The 15,304-nt window shown below is 64.4% G+C and carries 13 protein-coding genes; 7 read left to right on the top strand and 6 right to left on the bottom strand.

Annotated elements, in window-relative coordinates; translation table 11 throughout:
- Positions 1-825, top strand: an 825-nt coding sequence (locus tag EPO55_RS06025; protein ID WP_296335618.1) for a CoA transferase, incomplete at its 5' end; no start/stop codon positions are given.
- A 3-nt stretch (positions 826-828) separates the two neighbouring features.
- Here the strand turns inward: EPO55_RS06025 and EPO55_RS06020 are convergent.
- From EPO55_RS06020 to trxB, 3 genes are all read right to left on the bottom strand, one after another.
- Positions 829-1,707: a DUF6492 family protein gene (locus tag EPO55_RS06020; protein ID WP_296335617.1), complete on the bottom strand. Its 879-nt coding sequence runs from the start codon at positions 1,705-1,707 to the stop codon at positions 829-831.
- Positions 1,708-2,059: 352 nt separating this feature from the next.
- Positions 2,060-2,950, bottom strand: a complete 891-nt coding sequence (locus tag EPO55_RS06015; protein ID WP_296335616.1) for a LysR family transcriptional regulator — start codon at positions 2,948-2,950, stop codon at positions 2,060-2,062.
- A 59-nt stretch (positions 2,951-3,009) separates the two neighbouring features.
- On the bottom strand, positions 3,010-3,981 hold the full coding sequence (gene trxB / locus EPO55_RS06010) for a thioredoxin-disulfide reductase (protein ID WP_296335615.1): 972 nt from the start codon (positions 3,979-3,981) through the stop codon (positions 3,010-3,012).
- A 177-nt stretch (positions 3,982-4,158) separates the two neighbouring features.
- Between trxB and EPO55_RS06005 the strand changes: the two genes are divergently transcribed.
- The 3 genes from EPO55_RS06005 to EPO55_RS05995 all read left to right on the top strand — a co-directional run bounded on the left by EPO55_RS06005 (position 4,159) and on the right by EPO55_RS05995 (position 5,709).
- Positions 4,159-4,635 carry an Lrp/AsnC family transcriptional regulator gene (locus EPO55_RS06005; RefSeq protein ID WP_296335614.1) on the top strand — a complete coding sequence of 159 codons (477 nt, stop codon included), beginning with the start codon at positions 4,159-4,161 and terminating at the stop codon, positions 4,633-4,635.
- Between the two features lie 13 nt (positions 4,636-4,648).
- On the top strand, positions 4,649-5,047 hold the full coding sequence (locus tag EPO55_RS06000; protein WP_296335612.1) for a nuclear transport factor 2 family protein: 399 nt from the start codon (positions 4,649-4,651) through the stop codon (positions 5,045-5,047).
- A 92-nt stretch (positions 5,048-5,139) separates the two neighbouring features.
- On the top strand, positions 5,140-5,709 hold the full coding sequence (locus tag EPO55_RS05995; RefSeq protein WP_296335611.1) for a septation protein IspZ: 570 nt from the start codon (positions 5,140-5,142) through the stop codon (positions 5,707-5,709).
- Here the strand turns inward: EPO55_RS05995 and greA are convergent.
- From greA to carA, 3 genes are all read right to left on the bottom strand, one after another.
- Complete coding sequence (greA, locus tag EPO55_RS05990; protein ID WP_296335610.1) at positions 5,702-6,175, bottom strand: transcription elongation factor GreA; 474 nt, start codon at positions 6,173-6,175, stop codon at positions 5,702-5,704. The two genes, EPO55_RS05995 and greA, sit on opposite strands and share 8 nt — an antisense overlap.
- A 115-nt stretch (positions 6,176-6,290) precedes the next feature.
- A complete protein-coding gene (gene carB / locus EPO55_RS05985; RefSeq protein WP_296335609.1) occupies positions 6,291-9,536 on the bottom strand; it encodes a carbamoyl-phosphate synthase large subunit in 3,246 nt (1,081 codons plus the stop codon).
- 7 nt (positions 9,537-9,543) lie between these two features.
- Positions 9,544-10,728, bottom strand: a complete 1,185-nt coding sequence (gene carA / locus EPO55_RS05980; protein ID WP_296335608.1) for a glutamine-hydrolyzing carbamoyl-phosphate synthase small subunit — start codon at positions 10,726-10,728, stop codon at positions 9,544-9,546.
- A 220-nt stretch (positions 10,729-10,948) separates the two neighbouring features.
- Here carA and EPO55_RS05975 point away from each other — a divergent pair, with 220 nt between their 5' ends.
- From EPO55_RS05975 to rpoD, 3 genes are all read left to right on the top strand, one after another.
- Positions 10,949-11,407 (top strand): GatB/YqeY domain-containing protein, encoded by a 459-nt coding sequence (locus tag EPO55_RS05975; RefSeq protein WP_296335607.1) that lies wholly within the window; start codon positions 10,949-10,951, stop codon positions 11,405-11,407.
- Positions 11,408-11,600: 193 nt separating this feature from the next.
- Positions 11,601-13,490 (top strand): DNA primase, encoded by a 1,890-nt coding sequence (gene dnaG, locus EPO55_RS05970; RefSeq protein WP_296335606.1) that lies wholly within the window; start codon positions 11,601-11,603, stop codon positions 13,488-13,490.
- A 166-nt stretch (positions 13,491-13,656) separates the two neighbouring features.
- Positions 13,657-15,304, top strand: a 1,648-nt coding sequence (gene rpoD, locus EPO55_RS05965; protein ID WP_296335605.1) for an RNA polymerase sigma factor RpoD, incomplete at its 3' end; no start/stop codon positions are given.

Here is a 15,304-nt window from a genome sequence, read left to right as displayed (position 1 = left end):
GACGTGCCGGCTAAGTTCGGCTTCGATGGCCCCACGCTCACCAAACGCTTCCCGCGCCTGATCTATGCCGACCTTGGCGCCTTCGGCCACCTCGGGCCATGGAAGGACCGGCCGGGCTACGAGCCGATCATCCAGGCGGTCGCCGGGCTCATTTCGCTGAACGGCGATCCTTCGGGGCCAGAGGCACGCATCGGCGTCTCGATCATCGACCTCTCGACAGGCATGTGGACGGCGATCGGTGTGTTGGCGGCCCTGGCCAAACGCACGGCGACCGGTCAGGGCAGCCTGGTGAACACCTCGCTGTTCGAGAGTGGCCTGATGTGGACATCGAACCACGTCGCCGGCTGGTCGGTGACGGGCAAGATGCCGCCACGTCAGGGCACCGGCCATCCCTCGCTCACGCCCTACCAGGCGTTCGAATGCAGCGATGGGCCGCTGATGATCTGCCCCGGCAACGATCGCCTCTGGCGCAAGTTCGCCGAAGTGTTGGGCCATCCCGAGTGGCCCGACGAAGCACGCTTCAAGACCAACGTGCAGCGCGCCGAGCGACGCGAGATGCTGCTGGGCATGATCTCCGAGATCATGAAGAAGGAAAGCCGGGCCTACTGGTCGGCCAAACTCGACGCTCTGGGCGTCCCCAACGGGCCACTGAACTCGGTCCCGCAGGTGATGGAGCTTGCCCAGGTGGCGGCGCTCGCCATGTTCAGCCAGCCCTATGCCGGCTCGAACGCCCTCTTCCACGGCCTGCCGCTCAGCATCGACGGCGAGCGCGCCGGGGCCGCGGAGAAGGCGCCGAAAATCGGCGAGCACGACGGCAAGATCTGAACGTCAGCCGGCGAAGCTCAGGCAGTATTCACGTACGCGTTCTATGGGAATGCGGGCGTGGCTCTGGACGATGATGAACTTGCCGCCAGGATCTTTCCCGTTGGGCAGCAGCACCTTTCGCTCGAAGTCCTCGGCGGCCCAGACGCAGGACTTCCTCGAGAACAGCTGATCGTCGGCGTAGTAGCAGGGATCCCAGTGAGCGTGATAGTCGAACAGGTTGCCCTTGAGTTCGGCCACGCTGGTGTAGAGCGAATACTCCGTCCAGGGGACCGTGCCGATCTTGCGGCCCAGCCAATAGCAAAGCGATGTGATCCCATCGATGGGACCGAAGCGGAAATGCTGAAGGGTCTGCGCCGCCAGATCGCCGTGAAGGATGTTCGGCGTCACCGACAGGCCGTGCGCCTCGGGATCGTAAGGCACACCCGTGATCTTGGAGACATGCTGCCACCAGTCGTGATGCGCCTTCGGCTCCCAGCGTGATATCGCCACCCTGTTCTTGATGAAAGTCGTGGCATCGAAGTCACCGACGCAGCAGACATCCGAATCCAGCGTCAGATAGCCGCCAAAGCCCAGCATCGCCGGAACCTGCAGCTTCACGATCTGCTGCCGGTACCATCCGGTCATCAGGTAGAAGCGACTGCCCATGGGGAAGAAATCGCTCTCGGGCCGGACCGAAACGTCAATGTTCGGGAACTGCGGCAGGCTACTGCGCAGTTCCTTCACATCCTGGCGCGGCGCCACGATGAGCAGTTCGAAGGGTTGGGGGCCGCGCCAATGGCGCGCCAGCGATTCGATCAGGAGACCGGCACGGCCGAGATCGTCGCGGCGCTTCATGCGCCGCAGAGCGAGAGGAAGGATGGCTTGGCGAACTTCGGTGAACATCGGCCGGGTCGGAGTGGAAGCTACAGAGGACGTCCGCCCACTACCACACTAAATGGTATCGGAGGTCTTCGTTTGCACCAATCAGCGGCATTTCGCGCGTCGTTCGCTCCGCCTCATGGAAAAAAACGCCGGGCCAAAGGGCCCGGCGAGTTGAACAGGGAGGCTTCACGTCTGGGAGACGTGGGATCAAACGGATCCCGAGTTTCGATGACGATCAGAACAAACTTTTCGTATCGAAGACCTAACACCAACGTATTCCTTGGCGGATGTATTGGTAGAGGCGATGTGGCGAATACTGGCATGCGGTGAGCGCATGCCTTTCATTGGCTGTGCAATCCTGCAAGTCTGACCATCAGAATCGTGTTTCCGCGACCTTGCGTAGGAGAAAGTCGCGAAACACCGCGATGCGCTTGGAGTGCCGCAGTTCCTCCGGATAGGTGAAATACACATCCGTTGTGCGGACATTGAGGTCGGGCAGCACCATCTCGAGCTTGGTCGACTCTCGGGCGAGGTAGTCGGGCAGCGACGCGATGCCGAGGCCCGATTCCACCGCACGGAAGATGCCGTAGACATTGTTGACGCGCAGCACGACGACCCGCGCCGATGGATCGACGTTGCCTTCATGCAGCAGCCAGTTGACGTCCTGGACCGGCGCCCGGGCATCCTCGCCGAAGATGATCAGGCGATGCTGGTCGAGTTCCTCGACGGTCTTGGGCTTTCCATATTTCTGGATGTAGCCGTGCGAGGCATAGACATGGCTCCGCACCGTCAGCAAATGGCGTTGCACGAGGCCCGGCTGGCGCGGCATGACCATGCGGATCGCCACGTCGGCCTCGCGCATACCCAGGTCGAGTTCGTTGTCCGACAGCACGAGGCTGACGTCGATGTCGGGATACATCGCGATGAACTCGTGCATCTGGGCGGTGAGCCAGGTCGAGCCGAAGCCGACCGTTGCCGTCACTTTCAGACGGCCCGCCGGCTTGTCCTGGTTGGCGCGCAGCAATGCCTCGGCGGTATTCACCTTGGCCGCCATGTCGCGCGCGGTGCGGTACAGCAGTTCACCCTGTTCGGTCAGGATCAGGCCGCGCGCATGCCGATGGAACAGCATGACGCCGAGTTGTTCTTCGAGTGCGCCGATCTGGCGCGATATCGCCGACTGGCTGAGCTTCAAGGTCTCGCCGGCATGCGTGAAACTCCCGGCGTCGGCTACGGCCTGAAAGATCCGCAGCTTGTCCCAGTCCATGACATTGCCTCCCTAAGGCGTTTGGCGTTGCGCGCCAAACACCGATCCCACGCCGCCACCTACTCCGCGGCTTGCGCGAGGCGCGCCTCCTGTCCGGCCAGCCACTTCTCCGCTTCAAGCGCCGCCATACAGCCCGTTCCGGCCGCCGTGACGGCCTGGCGGAAGATCTTGTCCTGCACGTCTCCGGCGGCGTAGACGCCCTCGATGTCAGTGGCCGTCGAATCCGGCCTGGTGATGAGATAGCCTTCACCGTCCATCGCGAGCTTGCCCTTGAACAGCTCGGTGTTGGGCGAGTGGCCGATGGCGATGAACACACCGTCAGTGGGAAGTTCCTGCTCGGCGCCGCTCTTGACGTTGCGCAAGCGTACTCCCTTGACCAGCGGCGCCGGTGTCTTCTCGCCCAGGATTTCCTGGACCGCGTGATCCCACAGCACGGTGACCTTGGGATTCTTGAACAGGCGATCCTGCAGGATCTTCTCGGCGCGGAACGAATTGCGGCGATGAACCAGCGTCACCTTCGACGCGTGATGCGTGAGATACAGCGCCTCCTCGACGGCGGTATTGCCGCCTCCGACAACGACCACTTCCTTGCCGCGGAAGAAAAACCCGTCACAGGTGGCGCAGGCCGAGACACCGCCCCCCCGGAAGGTCTCTTCGGTCGGCAGTCCGAGCCACTTCGCCGTGGCGCCAGTCGATATGATGAGGGCGTCGGCCTCGTAGCGATCGCCCGAGTCACCGCTGCAGACGAACGGCCGGCGGCTGAGGTCGACCTCGACGATGGTGTCGAAGAACAGCTCAGTGCCGACATGCTCGGCCTGCTTCTGCATCTGCTCCATCAACCAGGGACCCTGGATGACGTCGGCGAAGCCCGGATAGTTCTCGACATCCGTCGTAATGGTGAGCTGCCCACCCGGCTGGATTCCCTGCACGAGCAGCGGCTTCAGGCTCGCACGGGCGGCATAGATCGCCGCCGTGTAGCCCGCAGGGCCTGACCCCAGAATGAGCACTTTACTGCGATGAGTTGCTGCCATGTGAGTCCCGCATCCCGCCTTCCGCATATCTCCTACATATATGCAAACCTCGCCACGGATGCACGGGCTAATGAGGCTTCAGCGCAATTGTTCACAGGTCAGCCGGTGGTTCTCGCAACTTTATTGCGTGGCTGGCATGGTTCTGGCATAGAGCGCGGCCAACGGAGGAAACCCAAGATGGCCCGCGCAAAGCTCGACCGAATCGATCGGCGCATTCTCAGCGATCTGCAATCCAACGGTCGCATGACCAACGTCGATCTGGCGGAGCGCGCGGGCATTTCCGCACCGCCCTGTCTGCGCAGGGTCCGCACCCTCGAACGTGCCGGCATCATCAAGGGCTACCACGCCGAGCTCAGCCCCGAGGCCCTCGGCTACAGCGTATCGGTCTTCGCCCTGGTCGGGCTGAACAGCCAAGCCGAGGCAGATCTCAAGTCGTTCGAGGATCTGATCGCCGGATGGGATGAGGTCCGCGAGTGTCATATGCTCGCCGGCGAGGCCGACTTTCTGCTGAAGATCGTGGCCGAGACTTGGGACGAATATCAGAAATTCCTGACGACGCGCCTCACGTCCGCCCCCAACGTCAGCCACGTGAAGTCGATGATGGTGTTCCGCACCGCCAAACAAGTGCCGGGAGTGCCAATTCCGGTCGAGTGAGAGAGGACCGATCATGGACGGAAATGCTGCGCGCCCTATAGCGCCGGACGTCACCTTCGAACGCCTGCACGAAATCGCCGACGCCTTTGCCCGTCGCGACGTTGACGGCATCGTCGGCTTCTTCGCCGAGGACGGCGAGTTCCGCAACGCCAAGGGCCCGCACCACTGGGGCCAGAGCTTCAAGGGCAAAGCCGCCATCCGGAGCTACTTCGAGCCGCTGTTCGCCAATGCCGGCGACGTCAAATGGCAGCATACGGCCGAATTCATCTGCGGCGACAGGGCGGTCACTGAGTGGCATCGCACCGCCACACTGCGGAGCGGCGAGCGCCAGGAGTGGCTGGGCTGCGACCTCTATACTTTCCGCCACGGCCTGATCGTGATGAAGGATACCTACATCAAAGTTGTCGCCTGACCCGAATTCCCTCTTGAAGGGAACATTGTGTATTGATAGCATCCTATAAATACACGCCGTTGTCATAAAGATGACACAGGAGGCTGCGGACCATGAAGGATCTGTTCCAGGCGTCCAAAGTCCTGTTGCTCGACCTGGCATCGACGCTGCTCTTCCTCGTGGCCTATGTGCTGACCGGCAACCTCTTCCTGGCGGTCGGGCTCGGTATGGCGCTGGGTCTCGCCCAGATCGGCTGGCAGTTGTTCCGCAAGCAGCCCGTCGAGGCGCTGCAATGGCTGAGCCTGGTCATCATCCTCGCCTCGGGCGGCGCCACCTTCGTCACGGACGATCCGCGCTTCGTCATGCTGAAGCCCACAATCATCTACATCGTAGTGGGCATCGTGATGCTGAAGCGCGGCTGGATGAACCGCTACATCCCGCCGATCGCACGAGCGACGGTGCCCGATCTCGGCATCCTGTTCGGCTACATCTGGGCAGGCTTGATGTTCTTCTCGGCAGCCCTCAACATCGTGCTCGCATTGACACTCGATGCCACGGCCTGGGCGGCGGTAAAATCGGTCTACGCGATCAGCAGCAAAGTCGGTCTGTTCGCGATTCAGTACGCGGTCATGAAGTCGACCGGCATACGCCGCGCCAAGGCAATGATGGCCACCACTACTTGAACTGGACGCCCACGACCTCGTAGGAGCGCGCGCCGCGCGGCGTCTGGACCTCGACCGTGTCGCCGACGGTCTTGCCGATCAGCGCCCGGCCAATCGGCGATGTCACCGAAATGCTGCCCTTGCTGAGGTCGGCCTCATAGGGTCCGACGATCTGGTACTTCACCTTCTCATCGGTATCCTCGTCGGCCAGCCGGACGGTGGCGCCGAATTTCACGATTTTGCCGGTCAGCTTGCTGAAGTCGATCACCTCGGCACGCGAGATGATGTTCTCGATCTCGGCGATCCGGCCTTCGATGAAGCTCTGCCGTTCGCGGGCCGAGGTGTATTCGGCGTTCTCCGACAGGTCGCCATGCTCGCGCGCCGCCGCGATCGCCTTGATGATCGAAGGCCGCTCCACGCTCTTCAGATGCTTGAGTTCGTCCTCGAGGCTTTTCAGCCCCTCGGCCGTCGTCGGAACCCTTTCCATTGCCGGATCGTCCTCAATGAATCGTGCGGCGTCAACGGCCAACGGACCCGGCCAAAAGACCTGCGGTGGGCAGGTCAGGCCGGGCCACCCGGTGTGGGCGGCCGGAGACGGGCGTTTAGAACGTCGTTTTGAAGTAGGATTGCAGGGGCGCCACGTCCAGGGCGCCCGCGCGCAATGCCGCAATCCCTTCAACCGACGCCTTGGCGCCGGCGACGGTCGTATAGTATGCGATCTTGTTCATCAGTGCCGTGCGCCGGAGCGTAAAGCTGTCGGTCAGCGCATTGGCCCCGTCAACGGTATTGAAGACAAGCTGGACCTTACCGTCCTTCATCAGGTCGACGATGTGGGGCCGGCCCTCGAGCACCTTGTTGACCCGCTGGGTCTCGATGCCCTGCTTGCGCAGAAAGTCGGACGTGCCGCCGGTGGCGACCACGGTGAAGCCGAGTTCGACCAGCCGCTTGACCGGCTTGACCATCGCCGCCTTGTCCTGGTCCTTGACCGAGACGAAGACGACGCCCTCGACCGGGACCTTGCTGCCGGCGCCAAGCTGCGACTTGGCGAAGGCACGGCCAAAATTGGTGTCGAGGCCCATCACCTCGCCGGTCGAACGCATCTCAGGGCCGAGGATGATGTCGACGCCGGGGAAACGGGCGAACGGGAAGACCGCTTCCTTGACCGCGATGTGCTTGCCACGCGCCTTCTTGATGGCCAGCGACTTCAGCGGCTCGCCGACCATGAGCCGGGCAGCGTACTTGGCGATCGGCTGGCCGGTCGCCTTGGCGACGAACGGCACGGTACGGCTGGCGCGCGGATTGACCTCGAGCACGTAGACGTCGCCGTCCTTGATCGCGTACTGCACGTTCATAAGGCCGACGACCTTCAGTGCCTTCGCCATGGCCTCGGTCTGGCGCTCGATCTCGGCCAGGATCTTGGACGGCAGCGAATGCGGTGGCAGCGAGCAGGCTGAATCGCCGGAATGGATCCCGGCCTCCTCGATGTGCTCCATGATCCCCGCGACGAAGACGTTCTGGTCCTTATCGGCCAGTGCATCGACATCGACCTCGATGGCGTCGCGCAGGTAGGAATCGATCAGCACCGGCGTTTCGCCCGAGACCTTCACCGCCTCGCGCGTATAGCGCTCGAGGCCGGCGCGGTCGTAGACGATCTGCATCGCGCGGCCACCCAGCACATAGGAGGGGCGAATGACGACCGGGTAGCCGATCCTCTCGGCGACGGCGATCGCCTGCTCCTGCGAGGTCGCCGTGCCGTTGTCGGGCTGGCGGAGTTTCAGCTGGTGGATCAGCTTCTGGAAGCGGTCGCGGTCCTCGGCGAGGTCGATGGCGTCGGGCGAGGTGCCGAGAATGGGGATGCCCACCGCCTCGAGAGGCTTGGCGAGCTTGAGCGGGGTCTGGCCGCCGAACTGCACGATCAGGCCCAGCAACTCGCCGTTCCGGCGTTCGACCTCGACCAGCTCGATCACGTCTTCGGCCGTCAGCGGCTCGAAGTAGAGACGGTCGGCGGTGTCGTAGTCGGTCGAGACCGTTTCCGGATTGCAGTTGACCATGATGGTCTCGTAGCCGGCCTCGCGGAGCGCGTAGACGGCATGGACGCAGCAATAGTCGAACTCGATGCCTTGGCCGATGCGGTTGGGCCCACCGCCCAGGATGATGACCTTGCGGCGGTCGGTCGGCTGAGCTTCGCACTCCGCCGGATTGACGCCATCTCCTTCGTAGCAGGAGTAGAGATAGGGAGTATGAGACTCGAACTCAGCGGCGCAGGTATCGATGCGCTTGAAGACGGGGCGCACGCCGAGGCTGTGCCGGCGCTTGACCACGTCGGCGGCGCGAAGGCTGGTGAGCTCGGCGAGCCGCTCGTCGGAGAAGCCCTTCTTCTTGAGGTCGAGCAACGCCTTGGCATCGGTTGGCAGGCCGGAGGCGCGCACCTCCGCCTCGATCTGCACGAGCTGCTCGATCTGACGCAGGAACCACGGCTCGTACTTCGATGCCTGCGCGATCTCCTCGACCGTGAGGCCGTGGCGGAACGCCTGGGCGATCACCAGGATGCGGTCGGGCGTCGGCCGCGACAGCGCGCCCACGACGGCGGCCTTGTCCGGCGCACCCTTGATTTCCATCTCGTTCAAGCCGGTGAGGCCGGTTTCCATCGAGCGCAGCGCCTTCTGCAGCGACTCCTGGAAGGTGCGCCCGATCGACATCGCCTCGCCGACGCTCTTCATCGAAGTCGTGAGCAGGGCTTCGGCGCCGGGGAACTTCTCGAAGGCAAAGCGCGGGATCTTGGTGACGACGTAGTCGATGGTCGGCTCGAACGAGGCCGGCGTCGAGCCGGTGATGTCGTTCAGCAGCTCGTCGAGCGTGTAGCCCACGGCCAGGCGCGCGGCGACCTTGGCGATCGGGAAGCCCGTGGCCTTCGACGCCAGCGCCGAGGAGCGAGAGACGCGCGGGTTCATCTCGATCACCACCATGCGGCCGGTCGCCGGATCGACGGCGAACTGCACGTTCGAGCCGCCAGTATCGACGCCGATCTCGCGCAGGCACGCGATCGAGGCGTCGCGCATGATCTGGTATTCCTTGTCGGTCAGCGTCAACGCCGGCGCCACGGTGACGGAATCGCCGGTGTGGATGCCCATCGGATCGACGTTCTCGATCGAGCAGATGATGATGCAGTTGTCGTTGCGGTCGCGCACGACCTCCATCTCGTACTCTTTCCAGCCGAGCACGGATTCCTCGACCAGCACCTCGCCCACCGGCGAGGCTTCGACGCCACCCTGCACGATATCGAAGAATTCGTCGCGGTTGTAGGCGATGCCGCCACCGGTACCGCCCAGCGTGAACGACGGGCGGATGATCGCCGGCAAGCCGACGATATCGAGCGCGCGCGCCGCCTCCTCGCGATTGTGCACGACCTCGCTCTTGGGCGATTCGAGGCCGATCTTCGTCATGGCGTCGCGGAACAGCAGGCGGTCCTCGGCCTTGTCGATCGCCTCGGCGTTGGCGCCGATCAGTTCGACCTTCAGCTTCTCGAGGCGGCCGTCCCGATGCAGCGACATCGCCGTGTTGAGCGCCGTCTGCCCGCCCATGGTCGGCAGGATGGCGTCGGGCCGTTCCTTCTCGATGATGCGCGCCACGAAGTCCGGCGTGATCGGCTCGATGTAGGTGGCGTCGGCCAGGCCCGGATCTGTCATGATCGTGGCCGGGTTGGAATTCACCAGGATGACGCGATAACCCTCGTCCTTCAGCGCCTTGCAGGCCTGCACGCCCGAATAGTCGAACTCACAGGCCTGGCCGATCACGATCGGACCGGCACCGATGACGAGGATGCTCTTGATGTCTGTGCGCTTGGGCATGGTTGTTCTACTTGCCCTTGCTCTTGTCGATCATCTCGACAAACCGTTTGAAGAGATAATGGCTGTCGGTCGGGCCGGGCGAGGCCTCGGGATGGTACTGCACCGAGAAAGCCGGCTTGTCGGTGCAGCGGATGCCTTCGTTGATGCCGTCGAACAGCGAGACGTGCGTCACCTCAGCGTTCCCCGGCAACGATTCGGGAATGACGCAGAAGCCGTGGTTCTGCGAGGTGATCTCGACCTTACCCGTCGTCAGATCCTTGACCGGCTGGTTGGCACCACGATGGCCGCGCTCCATCTTGCGCGTCTTGCCGCCTATGGTGAGCGCCAGAAGCTGATGGCCGAGGCAAATGCCGAACAGCGGCACCTTCTTGTCGAGCACGGCCTGGATCGCGGGCACGGTATAGGCCACCGTTGCCGCCGGATCGCCGGGGCCGTTGGACAGGAACACGCCGTCCGGCTTGTGGCGCAGGATGTCCTCGCCGCTCGCCGTCGCGGGCACCACCGTCACCTTGCAGCCGGCGTCGGCCAGGCAGCGCAGGATGTTGCGCTTGGCGCCGTAGTCGACGGCCACCACGTGATACTTGGGCTTGGTGAGCTTGCCGTAGCCCTTGCCCAGCGCCCACGCAGTCTCGTCCCATGTGTAGGTCTGCTTGGTCGTGACCTCGATGGCGAGATCCATGCCGTCGAGACCCGGCCAGTCCTGCGCGACCTTGCACATCTTCGGGATGTCGAACTTTCCGTCGGGCGCGTGGACCACGACGCCATTGGGCGGACCCTTGTCGCGGATGCGCCGCGTGATGGCGCGCGTGTCGACGCCGCAGATACCCGGCAGGTTGTGGCTCTTCAGCCAATCGTCGAGCGGCTTGGCCGCGCGCCAGTTGGCGGGCTCGGTGATCTCGCCGCGCATGACGACACCGCGCGCGAACGGCGTGATGGTCTCGATGTCCTCGAGATTGGTGCCGACGTTGCCGATATGCGGAAACGTGAAGGTGATGATCTGCCCGGCGTAGGACGGATCGGTGATGATTTCCTGGTAGCCGGTCATCGAGGTGTTGAAGCAGACCTCGCCCACGGCGTGGCCCGCAGCCCCGATTCCCTTGCCCCAAAACACCGCGCCGTCAGCCAACACAAGGGCGGCCGTGGCCCAACGCGGCGCGGCGTCTTTCGCGCCGGCGGTCTTGGTTGAAGTCATGATTGCTTGCGTCCGTTCCGGCCCGCCCGGCGTCGCCCGGGGAGGCAACCTGCGAACCGCGCGGGTTGTAACCAAGCGGTCGCAGAGGGTCAAGGCGCGGCGGGCAGCTAATTCACAAGCTATTTCAATAGCTTATTTGCTTTGCCAACAGCGGCCGAGGCGATTAGTTTCCGCCGCTTAGCCATTGGGATACCAATGGCTACCTTAACGGGATCAAATGATGCTGCGTGACAAATTGAACGAGGCCATGAAAGAGGCCATGCGCGCCCGCGACCAGGCCGCGCTAGGTACAATTCGCCTCATTCTGGCGAAGCTCAAGGACGTCGATATCGCCGCCCGCACCGAAGCCAGCCGCGAAGGCGTGGCCGACGACAAGATCCTGTCGATGATGCAGGGCATGATCAAACAGCGGAACGAGTCGATCGCGCTCTACGAAAAGGGCAACCGCGCCGACCTGGCTGACAAGGAAAAGGCCGAGATCACCATCATCGAGCGCTTCCTGCCGCAGCAGATGGACGAGGCCGCGGTCGAAGCCGCCGTGCGCGAGGCGGTGGCTACCGCCGGCGCCACGACGGTCAAGGACATGGGCGGGGTCATGGCCGCCCTCAAGGCCAAGTACGCCGGCCAGATGGATTTCGCCAAGGCCTCAGCTGCGGTGAAGAAGGCGCTCAGCGGCTAGCACGTCTTCGGGCTAGCCGGCGGCGGGCGGCAGCGCCTTTTGAGGCGCGAGAGCCCGCACCGTGCCGAAAAGGTGACTGTCTCTCGCCCCCTCACCTAGCCTCTCCCCTTAGCGGCGGGAGAGGAACATGATCCCCCGCGGTGGGTAAAAGCGCGGGTAGACACATGTGCAAAGAGAACTTTACATCGGAGGTATGGCGTTTCCACCAGGCTTCCTCGACGAACTGCGCGCGCGCCTCAGCCTGTCCGACGTGGTCGGCCGCAAGGTCTCGCTGAAGCGTCGCTCGGGCAGCGAATATGCCGGCCTCTGCCCCTTTCACAATGAAAAGACTCCGTCCTTCACGGTCAACGACAAGAAGGGCTTCTATCATTGCTTCGGCTGCGGCGAGCACGGCGATGCGGTGGGCTTCGTGATGAAGACCGAGGGGCTCTCGTTCCCCGAATCGGTGGAGAAGCTCGCGCGCGAGGTCAATCTGCCGGTCCCGCGCGCCACCCCGGCCGAACGCGAACGCGCCGAACGTGCCTCGACCCTGCAGGAGGTCGTCGAACTCGCGACACGCTGGTTCCAGAAGCAGCTTCGCCTGCCGGTCGGGCGCCATGGCCTCGATTATCTGCGTGGCCGTGGCCTCAGTGAGGAGACGATCGACGATTTCCGCCTGGGCTTTGCGCCCGACTCGCGCGACGGCGTGATAGCGGCGCTGAAGCGCGAGAACGTGCCGATCGACAAAATCGTCGAGGCCGGCCTTGCCATCCAGCCCGAGGACAACCGCGATCCCTACGATCGCTTCCGCGGCCGCGTGATGTTTCCCATCGCCGACCGCCGTGGCCGGATGATCGCCTTCGGCGGACGCGTGATGGGCACGGGCGAGCCGAAATATCTCAACTCTCCAGAGACGCCGTTGTTTCACAAGGGCGCCAATCTCTACTGCCTCGATCGAGCGCGGCAGGCCGTGACCAAAGACCAGCCGGTGATCGTGGCCGAAGGCTACATGGACGTGATCGCGCTCCATGGCGCCGGTTTCACCGGCGCCGTCGCGCCACTCGGCACCGCGCTCACCGAAGGCCAGCTCGGTGAGCTCTGGAAACTCGCCGACGAGCCGTTTCTCTGTTTCGACGGCGACAATGCCGGACGACGCGCGGCGTCCCGCGCCGCCGAACGGGCGCTGCCGTTGCTGCGAGCGGGCAAGAGCCTTCGATTTCTGGCGCTGCCTGCGGGCGAAGACCCCGACAGCGTGATCCGCAGCCGCGGCGCCGAGGCCATCCGCCGTGTCCTCGATCTTGCCCGCCCCCTCTCGGACGTGGTCTGGGAGATGGAGACCGAAGGCAAGGCCGCCGACACGCCCGAGCGCCGCGCCAGCCTCCAGCGCGCGGTCGAACAGCGGGTGGCCGAGATCGCCGACCCCATAGTCCGGGACTACTATCGAACCGACATGCGCAACCGGCTCAACCGGATACGCCGACCGGATACGCCGGCCTGGCGACCCGGCGAGCGGCGGCCGTTCCGCCGACCCGGGGATCCCGCCCCCACCCCCTTCTCAGCCGGTTCGGCGGCCCGCCAGTCGAGCCCTGAAGCCGACGGTTCACGCCAGGAGCGGGCGCTCCTGGGGGCACTGATCGAACGACCCGCGCTCCTCCACGTCCTGGCCGAGGATCTGGCGGCCCTGCCGCTCGCCAACCCGGATTTGGCCCGGCTACGGAGCGGCCTGCTCGACGCCCTCTCCATGATCCCCCTCGGGGTCGATCCGGCCGCCGATGACGCCATGGCCGACGGCGGCGCCGGCGAGGCCCCCCTTGAAGCCCGGCTGATCGAGGAACATCTCCAGCGGACCGGGCTCGGGAGCTTGGCGGCCGCGGCACGGGCCAAGGCCCGGGAGGTCTTCCGGGACGCCCCGCCGGACGGCGATGGGCTGGTCGGCCAGTGGCGCCGGGCAGCCCGCCACATGAGCCAGCTCACGGCCGATCCCGAGGAGCTGAAACGGGCGGAAGAGGCCCTGGCGGAGGACATGAGTGAGGAGAATCTGCGGCGCCTTCAGGCCATTCTCGACCGGATGCGCCGCGAAAGCGTCGAATCCGGCGCCGGATAGCAGGCTTGCAGCCGAATATGGGCCCCCACCCTATCGGCGCTTGAACTTAACCCCCATATAGTAGAAGGGTAGTTTTCGCGGGATCGCCCTTCCGCACCCCCTTCTTGCAGCCACATCCACGGCCGGATCGGCCGTTGGAACCGTTTGTCGCACCCAAGGAACAGTAATGGCGACCAAAACCGCGACCGCAGCCCAGCCCGAAGCCACCGAGGCCCGCGAAGAAGGCCCCGATGCCCCCCTCCTCGATACCCTCGGCGCCGAACTCAAGAAGCTCGTCCAGAAGGGCAAGGAACGCGGCTACGTCACCTATGACGAGCTGAACGCCGCCCTGCCGCCCGACGAAGTGTCCTCCGAGCAGATCGAGGACACAATGGCGATGCTGTCGGAAGCCGGCGTCAACGTGGTCGAGGCCGAAGAACAGGAAGAGGCCCCCGCCGCCGCACCGACCGAACCGGCCAAGACAGCCGTGGTCGCGGCCGAAGCGACTGGCGAGGACGAGGAACTCGGCCGTACCGACGATCCCGTCCGCATGTATTTGCGCGAGATGGGCAGCGTCGAGCTCTTGAGTCGCGAAGGCGAAATCGAGATTGCCAAGCGCATCGAGGCCGGCCAGGACAAGATGATCGGCGGCATCTGCGAGAGCCCGATGACGATCACGGCGCTGTTGGCGTGGCGCGACGCGATCAACGAGGGGCGCATCCTGCTGCGCGACGTGATCGATCTAGAAGCCACCCAGGGCGGTGCCCCTGGCGAAGCCAAGGCCGCGATGGCCGCCAACCCGCCACCGCCGGCAATGCCGCGCCCGGCGATGCCCAAGCTCGTGCGACCGGCCGCCCCCGCCGTCAACGGCGCGGCGGCAGCACCCGGCGAAGCCGCAGCCGAGGGTGCCGAGGACGACGAAGAGAACGCACTCTCGCTGTCGGCGCTCGAAGAGAAGCTCAAGCCCGAGGTGCTGCGCAACCTCACCAAGATCGCCCGCGTCTATCTCGACATGTCGAAGGTGCAGAACCGGCGCCTGTCGACGCTCAACCGCGGCCAGAAGCCCAGCCCGGAATTCGAGAAGAGCTACGAGAAGCACCGCAAGAAGATCGTCGACCTGGTCCGCCAGATCCACATCAACGCCCACCGCATCGAGCAGCTCAAGCTGCAGCTCTACGATCTCAACCGCCGGCTGATGATGCTGGAGGGCAAGCTGCTGCGCCTGGCCGAAGGCTTCCGCATTCCGCGCCAGGACTTCCTCGACAATTACCTGAACCACGAGATCGATCCGAACTGGCTCGACAAGGTCGCCAAGCTGCCGGGCAAGGGCTGGAAGGACTTCGCCAAGAAGAAGGGCGCCGAAGTCGAGAAGATGCGCGAGGAAATCCGCGTCATCTCCGACCACGCCGGCGCGCCGATCTTCGAATACCGCCGCATGGTCAAGACCGTGCAGGACGGCGAGCGCGAGATGATGCGCGCCAAGAAGGAGATGATCGAGGCCAACCTGCGCCTCGTGATCTCGATCGCCAAGAAGTACACCAACCGCGGCCTGCAGTTCCTGGATCTCATCCAGGAGGGCAACATCGGCCTCATGAAGGCCGTCGACAAGTTCGAGTACCGCCGCGGCTACAAGTTCTCGACCTACGCCACCTGGTGGATCCGCCAGGCCATCACGCGCTCGATCGCCGACCAGGCACGCACCATCCGTATCCCGGTGCACATGATCGAGACCATCAACAAGCTGGTCCGCACCAGCCGCCAGATGCTGCACGAGATCGGCCGCGAGCCGCAGCCCGAGGAGCTGGCCGAGAAGCTCGGCATGCCGCTCGAGAAGG

This window comes from Reyranella sp. (genome assembly GCF_004296935.1).
In the GTDB taxonomy this organism is placed as follows: Bacteria; Pseudomonadota; Alphaproteobacteria; order Reyranellales; family Reyranellaceae; genus Reyranella.
This window is presented reverse-complemented; position numbering and strand designations above follow the sequence as displayed.

Bases quoted from the DNA above. Each gene is read 5' to 3' on its own strand.
- EPO55_RS06020 (WP_296335617.1), bottom strand. From the start codon at position 1,707: ATGTTCACCGAAGTTCGCCAAGCCATCCTTCCTCTCGCTCTGCGGCGC.
- EPO55_RS06015 (WP_296335616.1), bottom strand. From the start codon at position 2,950: ATGGACTGGGACAAGCTGCGGATCTTTCAGGCCGTAGCCGACGCCGGG.
- trxB (WP_296335615.1), bottom strand. From the start codon at position 3,981: ATGGCAGCAACTCATCGCAGTAAAGTGCTCATTCTGGGGTCAGGCCCT.
- EPO55_RS06005 (WP_296335614.1), top strand. From the start codon at position 4,159: ATGGCCCGCGCAAAGCTCGACCGAATCGATCGGCGCATTCTCAGCGAT.
- EPO55_RS06000 (WP_296335612.1), top strand. From the start codon at position 4,649: ATGGACGGAAATGCTGCGCGCCCTATAGCGCCGGACGTCACCTTCGAA.
- EPO55_RS05995 (WP_296335611.1), top strand. From the start codon at position 5,140: ATGAAGGATCTGTTCCAGGCGTCCAAAGTCCTGTTGCTCGACCTGGCA.
- greA (WP_296335610.1), bottom strand. From the start codon at position 6,175: ATGGAAAGGGTTCCGACGACGGCCGAGGGGCTGAAAAGCCTCGAGGAC.
- carB (WP_296335609.1), bottom strand. From the start codon at position 9,536: ATGCCCAAGCGCACAGACATCAAGAGCATCCTCGTCATCGGTGCCGGT.
- carA (WP_296335608.1), bottom strand. From the start codon at position 10,728: ATGACTTCAACCAAGACCGCCGGCGCGAAAGACGCCGCGCCGCGTTGG.
- EPO55_RS05975 (WP_296335607.1), top strand. From the start codon at position 10,949: ATGCTGCGTGACAAATTGAACGAGGCCATGAAAGAGGCCATGCGCGCC.
- dnaG (WP_296335606.1), top strand. From the start codon at position 11,601: ATGGCGTTTCCACCAGGCTTCCTCGACGAACTGCGCGCGCGCCTCAGC.